The organism is Pseudomonas sp. RA_105y_Pfl2_P56 (assembly GCF_963970845.1).
GTDB classification, from domain to species: domain Bacteria; phylum Pseudomonadota; class Gammaproteobacteria; order Pseudomonadales; family Pseudomonadaceae; genus Aquipseudomonas; species Aquipseudomonas baetica_A.
Window position 1 is genome coordinate 46,467 of sequence record NZ_CAXAPL010000009.1, and the last position, 20,444, is coordinate 66,910.

The 20,444-nt window shown below is 59.1% G+C and carries 21 protein-coding genes; 3 read left to right on the plus strand and 18 right to left on the minus strand.

What is annotated here, in order from left to right:
- Window positions 1-8 precede the first annotated feature (8 nt).
- The 8 genes from AACY11_RS08655 to AACY11_RS08690 all read right to left on the minus strand — a co-directional run bounded on the left by AACY11_RS08655 (window position 9) and on the right by AACY11_RS08690 (window position 7,352).
- Entirely contained in the window at window positions 9-2,561 is a 2,553-nt protein-coding gene (locus tag AACY11_RS08655) for a phage tail-collar fiber domain-containing protein (RefSeq protein WP_339494432.1), read from the minus strand.
- Entirely contained in the window at window positions 2,562-3,197 is a 636-nt protein-coding gene (locus AACY11_RS08660; protein WP_339494433.1) for a phage tail protein I, read from the minus strand.
- A complete protein-coding gene (locus tag AACY11_RS08665) occupies window positions 3,194-4,189 on the minus strand; it encodes a baseplate J/gp47 family protein (protein WP_339494435.1) in 996 nt (331 codons plus the stop codon). Before AACY11_RS08665 ends, AACY11_RS08660 begins: the two co-directional genes overlap by 4 nt.
- Window positions 4,186-4,518, minus strand: a complete 333-nt coding sequence (locus tag AACY11_RS08670; protein WP_016985063.1) for a phage baseplate protein — start codon at window positions 4,516-4,518, stop codon at window positions 4,186-4,188. Before AACY11_RS08670 ends, AACY11_RS08665 begins: the two co-directional genes overlap by 4 nt.
- Window positions 4,519-4,532: 14 nt before the next feature.
- The gene (locus tag AACY11_RS08675; RefSeq protein WP_339430571.1) at window positions 4,533-5,141 is read right to left on the minus strand and encodes a phage baseplate assembly protein V; all 609 of its coding nucleotides are present in this window, start codon (window positions 5,139-5,141) and stop codon (window positions 4,533-4,535) included.
- 3 nt (window positions 5,142-5,144) lie between these two features.
- A complete protein-coding gene (locus tag AACY11_RS08680; protein WP_339494437.1) occupies window positions 5,145-5,666 on the minus strand; it encodes a hypothetical protein in 522 nt (173 codons plus the stop codon).
- Between the two features lie 74 nt (window positions 5,667-5,740).
- Window positions 5,741-6,082 (minus strand): phage holin family protein, encoded by a 342-nt coding sequence (locus AACY11_RS08685; RefSeq protein ID WP_339430569.1) that lies wholly within the window; start codon window positions 6,080-6,082, stop codon window positions 5,741-5,743.
- A gap of 526 nt (window positions 6,083-6,608) precedes the next feature.
- Complete coding sequence (locus tag AACY11_RS08690; RefSeq protein ID WP_339430568.1) at window positions 6,609-7,352, minus strand: LexA family transcriptional regulator; 744 nt, start codon at window positions 7,350-7,352, stop codon at window positions 6,609-6,611.
- A gap of 200 nt (window positions 7,353-7,552) precedes the next feature.
- Between AACY11_RS08690 and mutS the strand changes: the two genes are divergently transcribed.
- Both mutS and fdxA read left to right on the plus strand, forming a co-directional pair.
- Window positions 7,553-10,135 carry a DNA mismatch repair protein MutS gene (mutS, locus tag AACY11_RS08695; RefSeq protein WP_339464344.1) on the plus strand — a complete coding sequence of 861 codons (2,583 nt, stop codon included), beginning with the start codon at window positions 7,553-7,555 and terminating at the stop codon, window positions 10,133-10,135.
- Between the two features lie 163 nt (window positions 10,136-10,298).
- Complete coding sequence (gene fdxA / locus AACY11_RS08700; protein ID WP_054047139.1) at window positions 10,299-10,622, plus strand: ferredoxin FdxA; 324 nt, start codon at window positions 10,299-10,301, stop codon at window positions 10,620-10,622.
- Window positions 10,623-11,110: 488 nt separating this feature from the next.
- Here fdxA and rpoS read toward each other — a convergent pair whose 3' ends face one another.
- The 8 genes from rpoS to AACY11_RS08740 form a co-directional block, all read right to left on the minus strand.
- Window positions 11,111-12,118: an RNA polymerase sigma factor RpoS gene (gene rpoS / locus AACY11_RS08705; RefSeq protein WP_221732467.1), complete on the minus strand. Its 1,008-nt coding sequence runs from the start codon at window positions 12,116-12,118 to the stop codon at window positions 11,111-11,113.
- Window positions 12,119-12,224: 106 nt separating this feature from the next.
- Entirely contained in the window at window positions 12,225-13,091 is an 867-nt protein-coding gene (locus tag AACY11_RS08710; protein ID WP_339430566.1) for a peptidoglycan DD-metalloendopeptidase family protein, read from the minus strand.
- A gap of 212 nt (window positions 13,092-13,303) precedes the next feature.
- Window positions 13,304-13,939 carry a protein-L-isoaspartate(D-aspartate) O-methyltransferase gene (locus AACY11_RS08715; protein ID WP_339430763.1) on the minus strand — a complete coding sequence of 212 codons (636 nt, stop codon included), beginning with the start codon at window positions 13,937-13,939 and terminating at the stop codon, window positions 13,304-13,306.
- A 41-nt stretch (window positions 13,940-13,980) separates the two neighbouring features.
- The gene (surE, locus tag AACY11_RS08720) at window positions 13,981-14,730 is read right to left on the minus strand and encodes a 5'/3'-nucleotidase SurE (protein ID WP_339430565.1); all 750 of its coding nucleotides are present in this window, start codon (window positions 14,728-14,730) and stop codon (window positions 13,981-13,983) included.
- Entirely contained in the window at window positions 14,718-15,776 is a 1,059-nt protein-coding gene (gene truD / locus AACY11_RS08725; RefSeq protein WP_339464343.1) for a tRNA pseudouridine(13) synthase TruD, read from the minus strand. Before truD ends, surE begins: the two co-directional genes overlap by 13 nt.
- Window positions 15,773-16,246 carry a 2-C-methyl-D-erythritol 2,4-cyclodiphosphate synthase gene (ispF, locus tag AACY11_RS08730; protein WP_221732463.1) on the minus strand — a complete coding sequence of 158 codons (474 nt, stop codon included), beginning with the start codon at window positions 16,244-16,246 and terminating at the stop codon, window positions 15,773-15,775. The genes truD and ispF overlap by 4 nt, the downstream gene beginning before the upstream one ends.
- Before the next feature lie 43 nt (window positions 16,247-16,289).
- On the minus strand, window positions 16,290-17,135 hold the full coding sequence (gene fghA / locus AACY11_RS08735) for an S-formylglutathione hydrolase (RefSeq protein WP_339494439.1): 846 nt from the start codon (window positions 17,133-17,135) through the stop codon (window positions 16,290-16,292).
- Window positions 17,136-17,200: 65 nt separating this feature from the next.
- The gene (locus tag AACY11_RS08740; protein WP_339430562.1) at window positions 17,201-18,313 is read right to left on the minus strand and encodes an S-(hydroxymethyl)glutathione dehydrogenase/class III alcohol dehydrogenase; all 1,113 of its coding nucleotides are present in this window, start codon (window positions 18,311-18,313) and stop codon (window positions 17,201-17,203) included.
- Between the two features lie 106 nt (window positions 18,314-18,419).
- On the opposite strand from AACY11_RS08740, the gene AACY11_RS08745 reads away from it, so the two are divergent.
- Window positions 18,420-19,316: a LysR substrate-binding domain-containing protein gene (locus tag AACY11_RS08745; protein ID WP_339430561.1), complete on the plus strand. Its 897-nt coding sequence runs from the start codon at window positions 18,420-18,422 to the stop codon at window positions 19,314-19,316.
- 27 nt (window positions 19,317-19,343) lie between these two features.
- Here the strand turns inward: AACY11_RS08745 and ispD are convergent, their stop codons facing one another.
- Both ispD and ftsB read right to left on the minus strand, forming a co-directional pair.
- Window positions 19,344-20,051, minus strand: coding sequence for a 2-C-methyl-D-erythritol 4-phosphate cytidylyltransferase (gene ispD, locus AACY11_RS08750; RefSeq protein WP_339430560.1), 708 nt, complete (start codon window positions 20,049-20,051; stop codon window positions 19,344-19,346).
- Window positions 20,048-20,326, minus strand: coding sequence for a cell division protein FtsB (gene ftsB, locus AACY11_RS08755; protein ID WP_339430559.1), 279 nt, complete (start codon window positions 20,324-20,326; stop codon window positions 20,048-20,050). The genes ispD and ftsB overlap by 4 nt, the downstream gene beginning before the upstream one ends.
- Window positions 20,327-20,444: the final 118 nt, after the last annotated feature.

A 20,444-nucleotide genomic window follows, 5' to 3' on the forward strand; every position in this document is an offset into this window, starting at 1 on the left:
ATTCACCTTTAATGTCCAATAGAGAACCAAAAGAAGTTCGTGGGCGTTTGTATTGCCCCGCCCGACAAACCAGAGCTGACGCCTACGGCTGTGAATCCGGTATTCGACGGCATACTCGTGAACTCGATTACATCGGCCGCACCCGAAACGTTGAACGGTGTGGATTGCACACCCAGACAGGCGTTAGGGAAGCTCAACGGAAACGGAACTGCCGTGAAGGCAGCCGGGATCGAGGCATAACCCCACTGGATGATCAGACCACCCAGCCATGTTGGAAAAACCAGATAGCCGTTCGCGGCCTTTAATATCTGGAATCCCCAGCGCAGTTTCTTCGGTGTCACGATGGTCGTGTCATCCGCTCCCGAATCCGCTTGTGCCTGAGTGGCAATTTTCGCCGTGCCTCGGTTGGTTTCCGATGCTTGCTGCGCGAGAACGGCCAACGCGGCGATATCGATGCTTCCCTGATTGATCGGGGCGTTCCAGGCTTTGATGCACCACATGACACTGATGTTTCGTGGGCGTGCTCCAACAAGAATGCCTCGGTCATAGATAGGCAGACTGTCTAAATATGACAGCCCTGCTCTCTCAGCCGTGCTAACGGAAATGCCGGTATCCGGATACATGGCCTTACTGACAACGTCACCTCCAACGTAGGAATGACTGTTCTCAGTGAGAGTCGGACCAAGCTTGAACCCAACGGTCGTGTCTTGCAGCGCTGTAAGTGCGGGGGTTACTGCATCGGTCGCTATGAGTGTTGCCTTTTGGAAGCTTCCCAATTCCCGTCCAGCGTCTACTCCTCGGCCATGATCCCAACCACGCAGAAATTCACCACGCGACTCTGGCAACCGGAAATTGCCCGCGCCCTCGTTACCTTTGTTGTAGGTGGTGCCGAGAAACGCTGCCAGATCCGGATAAGTCGCAATGCTCTGCACACTGCCATCCAGCTCCAGATAACCGGGTGCAACGATCCCTGTCGGGAATGCCAGAACAGCGCCCACCGGAACGGCGGACTTGAGCCGTTCGACTTCCTTGGCCAGCGCGGCAACATCGATGGTTCCCTGATTGACCGGGGCGTTCCAGGCTTTGATGCACCACATGACGGCGATGTTGCGGGGGCGGGTTTCGCCGTTACCCAGCGAAATTGCTGGACCTGTCTTCAGCCAACTGTCCTCACCGGAAGGGTAATAAGTTGTATTGGTGCTTACAGAGTTTGTTCCAGCAATACCGATAGCTGCCGCACCGTACGGCCAACTTCCCGTATCTGCTCCCACGCCACGCGCACTCTGAATCGACGCAACTGCCGCCGTGTCATTCACACCCGTTACATGTGAGTGACCCTCTGCCTGCATGGACTGCAGACTACCGAGACCACGCCCGGCATCCACCCCACGCCCATGATCCCAACCACGCAAAAACTCCCCTCGCGCCTCAGGCAACCGGAAGTTCCCGACACCCTCATCGCCCTTGTTGAACTTGCCGCCCAGATAAGCGCTCAAGTCCGGGTAAGTCGCACTACTCTTGACACTGTTATCCAGTTCAAGAAACCCCGGCGGTGGCGAGTCAACCGGGAACGCCACAATCGAGCCCACCGGCAACGCCGACGCCTTGGCAATCAGCGCTTCAACTTCAGCCTTGGTGTAAGAATCCTTAATGCCAAACCCGGCCAACGTTTCAGGGTTCGCCCCGGCAGTCGCCCGGCCATATTCGTCAACCGTCAGACTTTTGTAAGTCCCGGCCGCAATCCCGGTGCGCCCGGCGAGCATTTTGAACGTCAGCGCGGTGGTGCCAAGAGTGATCGGCGCGTTGGTGGTCAGGTGCCACAGCGAATCTCCGTTCGCCGCGCCCTCCTCCACCATCACCGTCAGGCCGGGCGTGACCTTGGCGCTGGTATTGGCATCGGTCGCCCGCACCCAGTCGCCGTTGGCGACGATCCACAGGCCGTTATCCTTGGCCAGGGTCTGGTTCGTCAGCAACACGCGGTCGCCAGCAATCACGGCCACGCCGTCGATTTGCTGCGCGCCGTTCAACACAATGTTGTTGGATGCAGCAACACGCACCGATTGCTTGCCATCGAGTTTGCCGAGTTCTTCGGCGAGGTAACTCATGACCCATGCACGAGTCGCCTTCACCACCGTGTCATCAATCAACAACGTCACCAGCGACGCATTGCTGGTCTCGAAAATAGAGCGAATGTAGAACTCTTTCCCCGACCCCGACGTGGCCAAAACCGGTTTGAACGACTCCGGATATTTGACGATGGCGTAGAGAACGCCAGTGTCCGTCCACAGCCCCGCTTCCCGCACATACCAACCGCCAACATCCGGCGGAATGGTCACTTCGGCGAGCAGCCAGCTCGGATTCTTCTCGTCCTGGAACAGCGCATTGAGCGGCCCGCGCCAGACTTCACGTTTCAGCGCCGTGGCGGTCGCGGCCGGGTTGTAGACCGAGCCGCCGCCGTCGCCGACGGAAATTTGCGTCAACTTGATCGGTACGCCCGCGGCCTTGCACGCCGTTTCGTAGGCAATCCCTGCGTTGGTGAGCAGGGTGTAATAGTCAGCCATTCAGGCCCCCTGAGGATAAATAGTGGATGTTTCGACGGTGTACATACCGGCGGCCATGAATGCCTCGCCAGAGGTTTCAAGCCCTTCGATGAACACCGGATAAACCGTGGTGAGTTCGCCGCAAAAGGTCGCTGCGCCGATGTAATGGCTGCCAAAAGCGCTCAAGCCCACCGAGACTGACAGCACATCCCGCTCGCTCTTGGCATCAGCCAGACGTCGGTCGAGACGGGCGTCGATTTCCTCGCTGTAGGGTTGGTCGCTGAAGGCGCGCACGGTAAAGCTGTAGGGCGCGCCGGGCGGTGTCTGCTCGTACCAAGCGCGGACTTCGGGGCGCAGTTGCAACCCCTTGGCCGCGTTCTCCAGTGCCTTGCGGGTGCCGGCCTGGCGTGCGGTGGGCCAGGCGAGTTCAACGGTCAGGCGCTTTTCCGTTTCAGGTGCGGCGGTGCTCCATTCGGCGACACCGCGATCCGCCGCCAGATACGGCAGAAACGCGACCGGTGTTTCGCTCGGGTTCATCAATTCGGGGAACGGCGGCGCGATGCGATCAAGCAGTGCGCCGAAGCCCTGATCCAGCCCGCGTTCGAGTGCCGAGCTGTTGGCCGGCAACAAACTCGGGCGTTGTGTTGGCTCACTCATAACGTCAGCACCTCGACCTCGACCGCCGTGCAATACGGCGCTTGAAACGCAGTGGTCACGATCGGCGCCAGCGGTTCCAGAATCTGCAGTTGCACGGCACCGGCGCTGTGCAGCGTGTAGTCGATCCAGCTCGGATCGACCCGTCCTTCCAAACGATGGCAACTGTCGGCGTAAGCCTGCAGTTGCTGCTGCGCGGCGACTTGGGTCAGGCCCGAATCGGGGCCGGAATTGATCTTGGCAACGACGCGAATTTTGTAGCGCTGAATGTCGGCAGCCTTGACGGTGACGAGGTCAGTTTCCGGTCGCACATCGGGCCGGGCGAAGTGTTGGCGAACGCCTTCAAGCAATGCCTGCGAAGGCGTGCCGTCACCGTTCCGAGCAAGCACGGTGACCTGCACTTCGCCCGGCGCGGTGCGGCGGCCATTGCCATCCTTGACCTGCGTGGCGAGGCCATCCGGGTTGAAGGTGTAAGTGACATTCACCACACCGGCATCGGTGGATTCGACTTTCACCGTCGGCCGTTCGCCGAGGGTGAACACCTCGCGGCGATACTGCATCCGCGAACCCGCCGCCGGTGCATGCGGCGCCAGGTAATAACGCAACCGGGCGTCGTCGTCGCTTTCGTAAATCGCCGGCACTGGCGGGAATGCCGCCGGGTCACCCGGATCGAGCAACTGCCGCTCCAGGCCCATGTCCGCCAGCCGTGCGTCGAGGTTGCTGCCAGTCGCCCACCACGCCAGCATCTGCTTGATGCGGGCGTTGTATTTGCGCTCGTGGGTTTGCAGTCGAACGCAGAAGGCTTCGAGCGCCATCGTCAGCAACTCGCTCTCGTTCTCCAGACTGGTTTTGAGTTTCGCAGCGCTGCCCGGCGCTCGGGCGCTGACGTATTCGACGACGAAGGTCTTGAACTCGGCGAGCAGGTCTTCGAAGGCGTCGACGGCGATCAGCGCGGGTTCGGCCAATTGGTTCTGGCCGGGGATCAACATGCTCATGTCACGACCTCGAATGTCTGTTGACGGTTTTTCCAGGTACCGGCGAAACGCAGCAGCAGACCGGCGCCCTGACGGCTGGCGACGATCACTTGCGGCTGAAAATCATCGATGCCGTTTTGCTTGTTGTAGAACGCCTGTGCTGCGTGGCTCTGAGCCAGAAGCAAAACGTCATCACCGAGGTTCTGCCCCAGCAGCGTGGGGATCAGCGAGCCATAAAGGGGCCTTTTTTGCCGGGTGCCCAGCGGCGTGGTCAGGGCCCGGGTCGCGCGCTGCACAAACTGCAGCCAGTCGTCGACCGTGGCCCCGCTGTCTCTATCGATTCCGATCATGGGAAGCTCTTGAATCAGGGGCTGATGACACGGCCCTGGTGATCGACCAATGGGCCGCTGAAGTGCACGCCCGAGGCGTCGATGGTCAGGCCGACCGCGCCCAGTTGCAGGTTGATCGCCTGCGGGGTCATTGCCAGTCGCGCGGCGCCGATGCTCAGCTCAAGCGCTTCGCGAGAACCACTGAAGGCTGCCGGGCCGTTCTGCCAATGCAGGGTGTGTGTGGCGTCGTCGTAGCCGCTTTCGCTGCCGTCCTGATGCACGCGGCGCGTCAGCGTCGGTACGGTCGAGGCCGGCGGAAAACGGTCGCTGTTCAGACCGAAAAGCGCCACGCTCTGCGCGCTGCTTTCACCGCTGCCGTAGTTGAACAGCAGACACTGCTCACCCACGGTCGGGATCCGCGATTCACTTTGCGCTCCGGCGCTCGGGTTGAAGAACTTGATGGCCGGCGTGAGCAGGCCACCGTGGCTGACCGTGCAGGTGTTGCTCGCCGCGTCGACTGTCTGGCAGACGCCGATGCGGCAGTAGCTTTCGGCGCGCCGATGCAGGTCTTCGATTTCCGCTTCCATCTCGGCCAGACGTTCGATGACCGGGCCCAGTTGCATGCGCAGCAATGCGTCGAACATCGGTCAGGCCTCCAGCGCGGTGTATTGGTCGGGGTCGTCGATATTGCTGACTTCCCAGGTACGGGCGAATTTCGGCGTGCCGAGCGGGTCATCAAGCAAGGTCTGGCCGAGGTAGAGGGTCTGGGTGAACGTCAGGGTCCAGGCTTTGTATTGCTGCTCGGCGCGGATAAGCAGTGACGGCAGACCATCAATGTTCATCGGCAGATCGCATTGATCGCCGGGCAGGTTCCAGCGGTTGTCGGTAATCAGGTTTTTCAGCACGGCGATCAGATCGCACGCTGCAAACGCCGTGGCGGAAAGTGCCGGGATGACTTGCAGCGACAGCGTCAGCACATGAGCGATACGTCCATCAGCGGCACGTATTCCCGGTGCGTTGCGGTCAAAGTCGATCAACACCCAGGCCTGATCGCCGGGAGCACTGAAGTCTTCGTGACCGCCAACCTGCACATTCAGGCCGGTGGCGTTGCGCAAGGTTGTCGCCATCGCGGTGAACAGCTGCGAGGGCTGCTGGATCGGTGCCGGCATGTATTGACCTCCTTTTCAAATGTCCACGCAAAACCCCGCCGCAACAGTTGCGGCAGAGCAAATCAGTGAAGGGGTTAGTGTGGATCGCGCGGCGCTGGCACTTCGCAGACGCCGATGCGCTTGGCCGCCCAGCGTTCGTAAAGACCGATGGCCACGTCGGCGCCGGCCATTGCGGTCAGGCAACCAATTGCGCACGCAGCCCAGATCGACATGCCGGCGGCGTACAGCAGCATGATCGCCGAGACGCCGCAAATAACGCAGGCCCCTGATCGTAATGCCAGACGTCGCATCAGCGCCCAGCCACGAGCGCCCTCCTTATCGGCCCGCCACATTTCGCCGGATACCCCGCCGACCAGGGCGAGCAGGATGACCAGCCAGATAGGCATGTCCGCCAACGCTTGTTGCTCGTTTGTCATGTCACGCCTCCTGGTGTGATTGATGAATAGTGTGTGTTGGGTTCAAACGGTTTCTCTTGAGGTAGGCATTCCAAAAAGCCCGGCAAATCCGCCGGGCTTTTCAGTAATGCGCTCCTTCGCCTTCCTTTAAATCCTGTGTTCAAAAAAGGAAGCTGACTTTTCGGCGCTACTGGCGCGGTACGAGTCCATTCAAATTGTTTTTCCGACCGCGGTCCCTGCCCGCCGGATAACTGCTTATGGTGCTTTACGCTGCACACCCGGGTCAGTTGCCAACCCTCTGAACCGTTGAGGCCGGTTCATCGCTGCCTGTTCTTGTGGAACTAAAGAGCTTTCGTTTCCAGCCGCTTTGTCGAGCGGCTTGGTGGTAATAATATGCATGAATGCATATCCAGTCAATGCGTAAATGCATTTATTTATGCGCGCAGCATGCGTTCATGCATGAAAGCCGCATAAATCAAGGCGCTGGGGGTTTTGCACAGGCGAAAAAAAACCCGCCGAGGACGGGTTTTATCTGACCGGGGTCTGCTTAACGGGCGTACATGCCCCACCAGAAGACGTGACCGAGGATGACGATCTGCTCTTCCTGGATTTCCTGGAAGGTGTAGTCCTCGTCCGGATGTTCGTCGCGGTTGAAGCTGCGCAGGCGAATGCCCGTAGGCAGGCGATAGAGTTGCTTGACCCGCAACTGGCCGTTGTGATTGATCGCATACAGGTCGCCATCAATGATGTCGCCGATGCCACACTTGCCCGCATTCACACCAACGGTGGCGCCATCGCGCAACACCGGCGTCATGCTGTTGCCACGCACGGTCACGCATTTGGCCTGGTCGAACTGCACGCCGTTGTGCCGCAGGCTGCGCTTGCCGAAGCGCAGGCTGGAGCGCTCGCTTTCTTCGATGACGAATCTTCCTGATCCAGCTGCCAATTCAACCTCGCGAAGAAAGGGTACCGACACCTCGTCGTCATCGACAGGGGTGTCGTCGTCCCACAGCATTATGTCCTTGAGTTCCGCATGCACGTCACCACGCGCGGCACCGGCCGACGGCGCAACATCCGCGCGCCCGCGCAACTGATCGGTGCTGACATTGAAGTACTCGGCGATCTTCGAGATGTGTTTATCCGAAGGATCGACGATCTTCCCGCTGAGAATCCGCGAGAGAGTGGATTGAGGCACGCCGGTGCGACGGTGGAGCTCCGTGGGGGAGATCCCGTGCTGGTCGAGCAGTGCTCTTAAGACGGAGGATACGTTGCGTTTTTGCATAACGCGCATAGTGCTTGAAGTTTTTCGCGAAGACAAATGCTGATTTGCATAAATCGTGCATAAATCACATTTAAATGCAGAAAACTGTCAGCGGGCCGTCGCGCCTGCGTCGGGCAGACCGCTCATGGTAACCTTGCGCTCATCGCGTAAAAGCCTGGCAGATGCCTCGCTTTTGCCCTACACCTTTGAACGAGTTGCCTGACAATCCGATGAATAAAGCCGTCTCCGACCTGTCCTCCCACACCCCGATGATGCAGCAATACTGGCGCCTGAAGAACCAGCACCCGGATCAGCTGATGTTCTATCGCATGGGCGACTTCTACGAGATCTTCTACGAAGACGCGAAGAAGGCCGCCAAGTTGCTGGACATCACCCTGACCGCGCGCGGGCAGTCGGCGGGGCAGGCAATTCCGATGTGTGGGATTCCTTACCACGCGGCGGAAGGTTATCTGGCGAAGCTGGTCAAGCTCGGCGAGTCGGTGGTGATCTGCGAGCAGGTTGGCGATCCGGCCACCAGCAAAGGCCCGGTGGAACGTCAGGTGGTGCGGATCATCACCCCGGGCACGGTCAGCGACGAGGCGCTGCTCGATGAGCGCCGCGACAACCTGATCGCGGCGGTATTGGGCGACGAGCGTCTGTTCGGCCTGGCCGTGCTGGACATCACCAGTGGTAACTTCACCGTGCTGGAGATCAAAGGCTGGGAGAACCTGCTGGCGGAACTGGAGCGGGTCAACCCGGTTGAACTGTTGATCCCCGATGACTGGCCGAAAGATCTGCCAGCGGAAAAACGCCGTGGCGTGCGTCGCCGTGCGCCGTGGGATTTCGAGCGAGACTCGGCGCTGAAAAGTCTCTGCCAGCAATTCTCCACCCAGGACCTGAAAGGTTTTGGCTGCGAAAACCTGACCCTGGCCATCGGCGCTGCCGGTTGCCTGTTGGCCTACGCCAAGGAAACCCAACGCACCGCCCTGCCCCATTTGCGCAGCCTGCGCCATGAGCGCCTCGACGACACCGTGGTGCTGGACGGCGCCAGCCGCCGCAACCTGGAACTCGACACCAACCTGGCCGGTGGTCGCGACAACACCCTGCAATCGGTGGTCGATCGTTGCCAGACCGCGATGGGCAGCCGTCTGCTGACCCGCTGGTTGAATCGTCCGCTGCGTGACTTGACCGTACTGCTGGCACGCCAGACTTCGATCACTTGTCTGCTCGACGGCTACCGCTTCGAAAAGCTACAACCGCAGCTCAAGGAAATCGGCGATATCGAGCGGATTCTGGCGCGAATCGGTCTGCGCAATGCCCGTCCCCGTGACCTCGCGCGGCTGCGTGATGCCCTCGGCGCCCTGCCGCAACTGCAAGTGGCGATGACCGATCTGGAAGCGCCGCACTTGCAACGTCTGGCCACCACCACCAGCACCTACCCGGAACTGGCGGCGCTGCTGGAAAAAGCCATCATCGACAACCCGCCTGCGGTGATCCGTGACGGCGGCGTATTGAAAACCGGTTACGACAGCGAACTCGACGAGCTGCAATCGTTGAGCGAAAACGCCGGCCAGTTCCTGATCGATCTGGAAGCGCGGGAGAAAGCCCGCACCGGCCTGGCCAACCTGAAAGTCGGCTACAACCGTATTCATGGCTACTTCATCGAGTTGCCGAGCAAGCAGGCTGAATCGGCTCCGGCAGACTACATCCGCCGTCAAACCCTCAAGGGCGCCGAGCGCTTCATCACACCGGAACTGAAAGAATTCGAAGACAAGGCACTGTCAGCCAAGAGCCGTGCCCTGGCCCGCGAAAAGATGCTCTACGAAGCGCTGCTGGAAGATCTGATCAGCCAGTTGCCCCCGTTGCAGGACACCGCCGGTGCGCTGGCCGAACTGGACGTGCTGAGCAACCTCGCCGAACGTGCGCTGAACCTTGACCTGAACTGCCCGCGCTTCGTCAGCGAGCCGTGCATGCGCATCACTCAGGGGCGTCACCCGGTGGTCGAGCAAGTGCTGACCACGCCGTTCGTGGCCAACGATCTGAGCCTGGATGACAACACGCGCATGCTGGTGATCACCGGCCCGAACATGGGCGGTAAATCCACCTACATGCGCCAAACCGCATTGATCGTGCTGCTGGCGCATATCGGCAGCTTCGTACCGGCAGCCAGTTGCGAGTTGTCACTGGTCGACCGGATCTTCACCCGGATCGGTTCGAGCGATGACCTGGCCGGTGGCCGTTCGACCTTCATGGTGGAAATGAGCGAAACCGCCAACATCCTGCACAACGCTACCGAGCGCAGCCTGGTGCTGATGGACGAAGTCGGTCGCGGTACCAGCACCTTCGACGGTCTGTCGCTGGCATGGGCGGCGGCCGAGCGTTTGGCGCATCTACGCGCCTATACGTTGTTCGCTACGCACTATTTCGAACTGACCGTTTTGCCGGAAGCCGAGCCACTGGTAGCGAATGTGCATCTCAACGCCACCGAGCACAACGAACGCATCGTGTTCCTGCACCACGTCCTGCCCGGACCTGCCAGCCAGAGCTATGGCTTGGCGGTTGCACAACTGGCCGGTGTGCCGAGCGAAGTGATCGTACGCGCCCGCGAACATCTGAGCCGCCTGGAAGACACCGCTTTGCCACATGAAGCGCCAAAACCAGCGGCCAAGGGCAAACCGGCGACACCGCAACAAAGTGACATGTTCGCCAGCCTGCCGCATCCGGTGCTGGATGAGTTGGCTAAGCTGGATCTGGATGACCTGACGCCGCGTCGGGCGCTCGAAATGTTATATGCACTGAAGAACCGGATCTAAGCACTAACGAAGCGGATATAACGCAAACGGCTTCAAGCTGGTAGAATCTCGCGCGGTTTGGGATGCTGCCGGCTAATAGCCTGGCTGGCAGACATCGCTCCCGAACCTGGCGCCCCCTACCGTGAAGGGGCAACGCTGCCGCCGCCTGAGGAGAGAATTAGAAATGACCTTCGTCGTCACCGACAACTGCATCAAGTGCAAGTACACCGACTGCGTAGAAGTGTGTCCGGTGGACTGCTTTTACGAAGGCCCGAACTTCCTGGTGATTCACCCGGACGAGTGCATCGATTGCGCCCTGTGCGAACCAGAATGCCCGGCCGTGGCCATTTTCTCCGAGGACGAAGTTCCGGAAGAGATGCAGGAGTTCATTCAACTGAACGTCGAGTTGGCCGAAATCTGGCCGAACATCACCGAGAAGAAAGAATCGATGCCAGACGCCGAAGAGTGGGATGGCGTCAAAGGCAAGATCAAAGACCTCGAACGCTGATCTGTCACGCGCTCGATAAAAAGGCCCCTTGCGGGCCTTTTTGCTTTGCCGGGTTTTGCCTTTTTACAGGCAAAAAAAAGGGGCGGTTTGACCCGCCCACATTTTTTCCCTATTCCCTGTGTTCCTTTTCATCGTCCTGATGAATCGCTTCCTGCGATGTCCGTTCCCCTCATCCTTGAAGGGCGTGTCTGTCCGTCGACACAACCCAGATACTAAAGAGTTCCCTGCCAAGAGCAATTGCCTCTGGACGCCAAAATGGGCTGTCACAAGCACCTCATATCAAAAAATAATCTTATTAATCATAAACTTAAGAAACATAAGCTCGCTCAATCGGCTTCTTCTGCCGTGTAAAAATAGCGAACACTTACGAAACAGTAAGAAATGGCTTACAAACTGAGACTACATCGCGCCAAGTAAACCCGCGTTAATCCACAAAACAAAAAGCCCCGAACCAGTCGGGGCTTTTGGCGGTCGGTCTATCGAGTGGCTTACTGGAACAGCGACTCGCTCGACAGACCGTTCTTTTCAAGGATTTCGCGAAGGCGTTTGAGGCCTTCCACCTGAATTTGCCTGACACGTTCCCGGGTCAGCCCGATCTCCAGGCCTACATCTTCCAGCGTGCTGCTTTCGTGGCCGCGCAGGCCGAAGCGGCGTATGACCACCTCACGCTGCTTGTCGGTCAGTTCAGACAGCCACTGATCGATGCTCTGTGACAGGTCATCATCCTGCAGCAGTTCGCATGGATCGGTTGGACGATCATCAGTGAGGGTGTCGAGCAGGGTTTTATCCGAATCCGGACCCAGCGAGACGTCGACCGAAGAAACCCGTTCATTCAGGCCCAGCATACGCTTGACCTCACCTACCGGTTTTTCCAGCAGGTTGGCGATTTCTTCGGGTGAAGGTTCGTGATCGAGTTTTTGCGTCAGCTCCCGTGCAGCCCGCAGGTACACATTGAGCTCCTTGACCACGTGAATCGGCAACCGGATGGTCCGGGTCTGATTCATGATGGCGCGCTCGATGGTCTGACGAATCCACCAGGTCGCGTAGGTCGAGAAGCGGAAGCCGCGCTCGGGATCGAACTTTTCCACCGCCCGGATCAGCCCGAGGTTGCCCTCTTCGATCAGATCCAGCAGTGACAGCCCCCGATTGACGTAACGCCGGGCGATTTTGACCACCAGCCGCAGGTTACTTTCAATCATGCGCTTACGCCCGGCCGGATCGCCACTTTGCGACAATCGCGCAAAATGAACTTCTTCCTCCGGGGAGAGCAATGGGGAAAAGCCGATTTCGTTGAGATACAGTTGCGTGGCATCGAGTGCCCGCGTGTAGTCGATGTACTTGTGTTGTTTAAGTGAAGCGGAGTGTTTGGATTTGGAACGAACGGAAGGTGGAGCAGCCCCTTCATCATTCGACATCGAATCCGAATCAATGACGGTTTCCATAAGGAGAACCTCATCGTCGATGTCAAACTCCGGCACTTCTTTACTGAGAGCCATTGTTATAGTCCTTTGGTGAGTTCGACCCCAAGCTCAAGCGACGCCTTTATCCTTGGCAGCGCTGGAGCCTGTCCCCTCTACGCGACGGAACAGGCTGGCTTACAAATCAACGTCTTGGCAGGAACTGCAGCGGATCTACAGGTTTACCTTGTCGGCGAATCTCAAAATGCAGTTTCACCCGGTCTGTACCCGTTGACCCCATTTCGGCAATTGTCTGTCCGACCTTGACCTGCTGTCCCTCCCGAACCAACAGCCGACGGTTGTGACCGTAAGCACTTACGTAGGTTTCGCTGTGTTTGATGATGACCAATTCGCCGTAGCCCCTTAAGCCACTCCCGGCGTATACAACCGTCCCATCAGACGCAGCTAAAACAGGCTGTCCCAAATCCCCGGCGATATCAATTCCTTTATTCAAACTACCGTTTGAAGAGAATTTCCCGATCAGGATGCCATTAGATGGCCATCCCCAGCCGGTAGGGGCCGGACCCGCTGGAGGCAGTGGAGCGGGCGCTGGCTTGCTGGCGACGGACGGTACAGCGCCCGTAGAACCGGTGGTTGTAGTGGTTGTCGTGCCATTCGCCTGGCGCCGGATTACCGTGGTTTTACTCGACGATGAAGGCGAAGAACTGGAGCGGCTCACCACCGCCGTGGACGTTGAACCGGTGCGGCCATCAAAGCGAATTGTCTGACCTGGGTGGATCGTGTACGGCGTAGGAATATTGTTCCGAGCCGCGAGGGCTTTGTAGTCCCAGCCGTAGCGAAACGCGATGGAGAACAAGGTGTCCCCCTTTCGGACTACATACTGCCCAGTTGTCACTGTAGGACGCTGAGCGACCGCGTTGCGATCAACGACTCGAACATTGCTCGATTTGGTGCTGGAGCAACCCACTAACAAGGTGCTCAAGACAAGGCCAGTCACCAGGCGCTGAAAGCTCGTGTTAACCATACGCTGCGCAATGACTGTGAGACTCACCCGCCGCTCCCTTTGTGGTGGCTGAAAAATTTGAAATGCCGGCTTTCGGCATGAAGTGTCGCCAGTATAACGGGCCGAATCAGCTTTACCTTTAATGTTGCGAAATGGCTTCGCGCACACGTTTGCAAGCTGACAACCTGCTGCGTTTAAACCCTCGCCACCGAAGTAAGACCAAAGCGAACGAAAGGAATTCAGCGCCTTTGAATATATGCTCAGGCCAGCGGCCCATTGAGCAAAGGCACGAATCGCACAGCGCCCAAAACGTGTCGGGAAAAGCCGTGCTCTTCGCGCACGATCAGCATCAGTTGCTGTTCTTCACCCGAGCCTACCGGGATCACCAGGCGCCCGCCCGGAGCCAACTGATCGAGCAACGCTTGCGGCACGTCGGTGGCCACGGCAGTGACGATAATACCGTTGTACGGCGCCAGTGCCGGCCAGCCTTCCCAACCATCGCCCCAACGGAACACCACGTTGCGCAAGTTCAGTTCGACCAGACGTTCCTTGGCGCGATCCTGCAAAACCTTGATGCGCTCAACCGAGAAGACCCGCTCCACCAGTTGCGACAACACGGCGGTCTGGTAACCGGAGCCGGTACCAATCTCCAACACCTTGTCCAGCGGCCCGGCCTCCAGTAGCAACTCGCTCATGCGCGCCACCATATAAGGCTGGGAGATGGTCTGGTTGTGGCCGATCGGCAACGCCGTGTCTTCATAAGCGCGGTGCGCCAGCGCTTCGTCGACGAACAGGTGACGCGGCGTGCGCCGGATCACTTCCAGTACCTTAGTGTTGGACACACCCTCTTCGTACAAACGCTGAATCAGACGCTCGCGCGTTCGCTGGGAAGTCATGCCGATGCCGCTACGCATTCTGTCTTCGTGTTCACGAGCCATCAGCGCAGCCCCTCCAGCCAGCCGTCGAGCCCTCTGAAGGCATCGTTGAAGGTGCGATCAAGCTGCAACGGAGTAATCGAAACATAGCCCTGCATCACGGCATGGAAATCAGTCCCGGGGCCGCCGTCTTCAGCATCGCCGGCGGCGGCAATCCAGTAACCGGACTTGCCGCGCGGATCGACCACTTTCATTGGCGCCGCCGCCCGAGCGCGATGACCGAGTCGGGTCAACTGAATGCCGCGAATATGATCAATCGGCAGATTGGGAATGTTCACGTTGAGCACCGTGCGCGGCGGCAGATCGAGCCCGGCATGGGCCTCGACCAGCTTGCGCGCAAAGTAGGCCGCCGCAGGAAGATTATCCACCTGACGTGAGACCAGCGAAAAGGCGAACGAAGGGCGCTCGAGAAACCGGCCTTCAAGGGCTGCCGCCACTGTCCCGGAATACAACACGTCATCGCCGAGATTGGCGCCGAGGTTGATACCGGAAACCACCATATCCGGTTCGCGCTCCAGCAAACCATTGAGGCCCAGGTGCACGCAGTCGGTCGGTGTGCCATTGAGGCTGATGAAGCCATTGGCCAGATATTGCGGATGCAATGGACGGTCGAGCGTCAGCGAACTGCTGGCGCCGCTTTTGTCCTGCTCCGGGGCGATAACCACGCATTCGGTGTAATCCGCCAGCGCAGCATAAAGCGCGGCGAGACCGGGTGCGGTTACCCCATCGTCGTTAGAAATCAGAATACGCATGGGCTGTCCGTCTGCCCCACCGGCACCAGATCAACGAGCTCGCGCACCAATACGGTGGCGAAGCATCCGGCCGGGAGGACGAATTCCAGTTGCAGAATGTCAGGCTGGGGATAATGCCACGTCAACCCGCCAATGGGCAGTCGCAGGATGCGACGTTCGTGGCTCATGCCGGCGTGAATCAACCAGTCACGCAGTTCTGCTTCACGGGCGGCAATCCCCTGTTCCAGATCATGGACAGCGCCAGCGGTCGGAGCGTCACCTTCGCCCCACTGCGGGCCGGTCGGGTGCAGATCGAGAATCGCCAGACGCGGATCGCTGCACTCGGCTTCACCGGCCGGGAAAAAGCTGCGGCTATCGGTGAACGCCAACAGATCGCCGACCAGCGCGCGCTGCCAGGTGCCATCAGCGACCCGCGCCGCCAGCACCTGATTGAACAGAAAACTGCGCGCCGTCGACAGCAGGCGCGAACGCACATTGCGCTGCTCTGGCAAGGCCTTGCGCGCCGCCCATGCACGCGCATCGACGACGTTGCCACCGTCATGGCCGAAACGCTGGGCGCCGAAATAATTGGGAATGCCTTGTTTGGCGATCAACTGCAGACGCCGCTCGATCGCCGCCTTGTCGCCGGCGAACTGGGTCAGGCGCAAGGTAAAGCCGTTGGCCGAATGCGCACCACGTTGCAGCTTGCGCTTATGGCGGGTGGTCTTGAGGATTTTCAGTGTGTCGTTTTCCGCCGCCGACAGATCCGGGTCAGCCTTGCCCGGCAGTTGCACGCTGAACCACTGACGGGTCAGCGCCTGCCGATCCTTGAGCCCGGCGTAACTGACGGTGCGCAACGGGACGCCGGCAGCCTTGGCGATACGCCGCGCGGCCTCTTCAGTGTTCAGACCCCGTTTTTCGACCCAGATCCACAAGTGTTCGCCATCGCCGCTGAACGGGATGTCGAGCACTTCATCGACCTGAAAATCTTCCGCGATGGCTTTCAGTACCGCAGTGCCGAGGGGTTCGCCATAGGCCCGCGGGCCGAGCAATTGCAGTTCATTCATGCGCGCAGCAACAAGGCAACGGAGTGCACGGCGATGCCTTCTTCGCGACCGACAAAGCCAAGCTTTTCGGTGGTGGTAGCTTTCACGTTCACTTGATCCAACTCAACTTGTAGATCCGCAGCGATCAGCGCGCGCATCGATTCGATATGCGGGGCCATTTTCGGCGCCTGGGCGACGATGGTGTTGTCGACATTGCCGACTTTCCAGCCTTTGGCGTGGATCAACCCGACCACATGACGCAGCAATGCGCGACTGTCGGCGCCCTTGAACTGCGGGTCGGTGTCCGGAAAGTGTTTGCCGATATCACCCAGCGCAGCTGCGCCGAGCAAGGCATCGCTCAAGGCGTGCAGCAGGACGTCACCGTCGGAATGAGCGAGCAGCCCGAAGCCGTGTGCAATCTGCACGCCGCCCAGAGTAATGAAATCGCCTTCAGCGAAACGGTGCACATCATAGCCGTGGCCAATACGCATAAAAAAACGCCCCGATTTTTGTCAGGGCGTGATTCTACCTGCATTAACCGCGCAGAGCGCGTGCGTGATGCTGCAAGTGGTCGTCTATGAAGCTTGAGATGAAGAAATAACTGTGGTCGTAGCCCGGTTGCAGGCGCAACGTCAGCGGATGGTTCGCTTGTTTTGCCGTTTGTTGCAGGGCTTCGGGTTTAAGCTGGGTGGCCAGGAAGTCATCCCGATCACCTTGATCAACCAGCAGCGGCAGCTTTTCGTTGGCTTCGGCGATCAGCGCGCAGGCATCCCATTCTTTCCACTTCGAACGGTCTTCACCCAAATAGCGCGAAAACGCCTTCTGCCCCCACGGGCAATCCATCGGGTTGTTGATCGGCGAAAAGGCCGACACCGATTGGTAACGCCCGGGATTACGCAACGCACATACGAGCGCGCCGTGACCGCCCATGGAGTGGCCGCTGATGCTGCGCTTATCGGAGGCCGGAAAATGCGCTTCAACCAGTGAAGGCAATTCCTGCACGACATAGTCATGCATCCGATAGTGCCTCGACCACGGTTCCTGCGTGGCATTGAGATAAAATCCGGCACCGAGGCCGAAGTCCCACGCACCTTCAGGATCGCCCGGCACATCAGGGCCACGCGGACTGGTGTCCGGCGCCACGATGATCAAGCCGAGCTCGGCGGCCATGCGCATGGCGCCGGCTTTCTGCATGAAGTTTTCATCGGTACAGGTCAGGCCCGATAGCCAATACAGCACCGGTAACTTGCCGCCCTGCTCCGCCTGTGGCGGCAAGTACACGGCAAATACCATGTCGCAGCCGAGCACATCCGAGCGATGGCGATAGCGCTTGTGCCATCCACCAAAACTTTTCTGACAGGAGATATTTTCCAGACTCATGTAAAGACTCCTACGCGGCCGAAGCTGCAAGCCTTCAAGACTTGCAGCCATGACGTCGCGATTGATCAGAAATGAATGACGGTACGAATGCTCTTGCCTTCGTGCATCAGGTCGAATGCCTTGTTGATGTCTTCCAGGCCCATGGTGTGGGTGATGAACGTATCCAGTGGAATTTCACCGCTTTGGGCCATGTCGACGTAGCTTGGCAGCTCGGTGCGACCACGCACGCCACCGAACGCCGAACCGCGCCAGACGCGCCCGGTCACCAGTTGGAATGGACGAGTGGAGATTTCCTGGCCCGCACCGGCCACGCCGATGATCACCGACTCACCCCAACCCTTGTGGCAGCATTCCAGCGCTGCGCGCATCAATTGCACGTTACCGATACATTCGAAAGAAAAGTCGACACCGCCGTCGGTCATGTCGACGATCACTTCCTGGATCGGACGATCGAAGTCTTTCGGGTTAACGCAATCGGTGGCACCCAACTGTTTGGCGATCTCGAACTTGGCCGGGTTGATATCGATGGCGATGATGCGCGAAGCCTTGGCCTTCACGGCGCCGATGACCGCCGACAGGCCAATGCCGCCGAGACCGAAGATCGCTACGGTGTCACCCGGCTTGACCTTGGCGGTGTTGATTACGGCGCCGATACCGGTGGTGACGCCACAGCCCAGCAGGCAAACCTTCTCCAATGGCGCGTCCTTGGCGATCTTGGCCACGGAGATTTCCGGCAACACGGTGTATTCGGAAAAGGTCGAAGTCCCCATGTAGTGGAAAATCGTTTCGCCTTTGTAGGAAAAACGCGAAGTGCCGTCCGGCATCAAACCTTTGCCCTGGGTGGCACGAATCGCCTGACACAGGTTGGTCTTGCCCGACTTGCAGAATTTGCACTGGCCGCATTCCGGGGTGTACAGCGGGATCACATGATCGCCAACGGCAACCGAGGTGACACCTTCGCCGATAGCTTCAACGATGGCGCCGCCTTCGTGGCCGAGGATCGATGGAAAGATGCCTTCCGGGTCAGCGCCGGACAACGTGTAAGCGTCAGTGTGGCAAACACCGGAAGCCACCACGCGCAGCAACACTTCACCCGCCTTGGGCATGGCGACATCGACTTCTACGATTTCCAGCGGCTTCTTGGCCTCGAAGGCAACGGCGGCGCGCGACTTGATCATGCTGACTCTCCAGTGAATAAAAACGAGACACGCAGTGTAGTTCAGCGCCAACTGATGAATAATCCGAACAAAAGCAAAACATTATTGCCACACAGGGATAATCCCGATGACCGACAACCGCTGGGAAGGCATCGATGAATTCGTCGCCGTTGCCGAATGCAGCCAATTCACCGCCGCTGCCGAACGCCTTGGTGTTTCTTCCTCACACATCAGTCGACAAATCGTACGACTGGAAGAGCGTTTACAGACACGCTTGCTCTACCGCAGCACTCGTCGAGTGGCACTGACCGAGGCCGGCCAAACCTTTCTGCAACATTGCCAACGCTTGCAGGACGGGCGAGAAGAAGCTCTGCGCGCGGTCGGCGATCTGACCAGCGAACCCAAAGGCATGCTACGCATGACCTGTGCCGTGGCGTACGGCGAACGTTTTATCGTGCCGCTGGTGACGCGATTCATGGGGCATTACCCGCAACTGCGCGTCGACATCGAACTGAGCAACCGTCAACTCGATTTGGTGCATGAGGGTTTGGATCTGGCGATTCGCCTGGGCCGGTTGCAGGACTCGCGACTGGTCGCTGCTCGCTTGGCGCCACGGCGCATGTATCTGTGTGCGTCGCCGTCCTACCTGGAAAGGTATGGCCGCCCACACAGTTTGTCGGAACTGAGCCGGCACAATTGCCTGATCGGCAGCTCGGATATCTGGCAACTGGAACAGAACGGGCGAGAATTTTCCCAACGGGTGCAGGGAAACTGGCGCTGCAACAGTGGGCAAGCGGTGCTGGATGCGGCGCTGCAAGGGGTCGGTCTGTGTCAGTTGCCGGACTATTACGTGCTGGAGCACCTGCACAGCGGCGCGTTGATTTCGTTGCTGGAGGCCCATCAACCGCCGAATACCGCGGTGTGGGCGCTGTATCCGCAGCAGCGGCACCTGTCGCCGAAAGTGCGAAAACTGGTGGATTTCTTGAAGGAAGGGTTGGCCGAGCGGCCTGAGTATCGCAACTGAGGGATGGGTTGTTTATGCGACCGGGATTCAGCGGCGATTGGCCCAACGCTGACGCAGCCACTCCAGATCTTCCGGCCGGGTCACTTTGAGGTTATCCGCGCGCCCCTCGATCAGACGCGGCGCCAGACCAGCCCACTCCATCGCCGAGGCCTCATCGGTAATCACTGCCTGCGCGACCAGACTGTCCGCCAACGCTCGGTGCAGCGCACCAAGGCGAAACATCTGTGGCGTATAAGCCTGCCAGATCACACTGCGATCAACGGTTTCGACAACACGACCATGCTTGTCGACCCGTTTGAGCGTGTCGCGCGCAGGCACCGCCAGCAAACCGCCCACCGGGTCAGTGGCCAGTTCGGCAAGCAACCTGTCGAGGTCATCACGGCTCAGGTTAGGTCGTGCCGCATCGTGCACCAGCACCCAATCGTCATCGTCGGCACCCTGCGCATTCAGATGCAGCAAGGCATTGAGCACCGAGCCAGAACGTTCGGCCCCGCCGTCTACCCGCTGAATACGCGGATCGTTGACGCAAGCAAGGTTCGGCCAATAAGGATCATCAACAGCAAGACTGACCACCAACCCCATGAGGCTCGGGTGATCGAGGAAACAGCCGAGGCTGTGTTCGAGAATTGTGCGCCCGTCCAGTTGCAGGTATTGCTTGGGACGGTCCGCGGCCATTCGGGCACCCACGCCCGCGGCAGGAATCACGGCCCAGAAGGCCGGCAGCGAATCGTTCATTGAGCCAACTGATAAAGGGTTTCGCCGTCCTTGACCATGCCCAGTTCATGGCGAGCTCGTTCCTCAACGGTCTCCATGCCTTTTTTCAGCTCACTGACCTCGGCGTCCATCACCCGGTTGCGCTCCAGCAAGGCTTCGTTCTCGGCGTGTTGATCAGCAATCTGCTGATTCAGTTCGGCGACCTGCGCCAGACTGCCATCGCCCACCCACAGACGGTACTGCAGACCGGCCAGTAGCAAGAGCAACACTAGAAACAACCAGTAGGGACTGCGCATCGAATATCAGGTATCCAGTGAAAAAAGACAGCCATGCAAAATTTGAAACGTCTGATAGCACGAAGCCTGGAAGAACCAGGCTTGTGCTTTCAAGGCATCAGATTAGTGGCAAATCCAT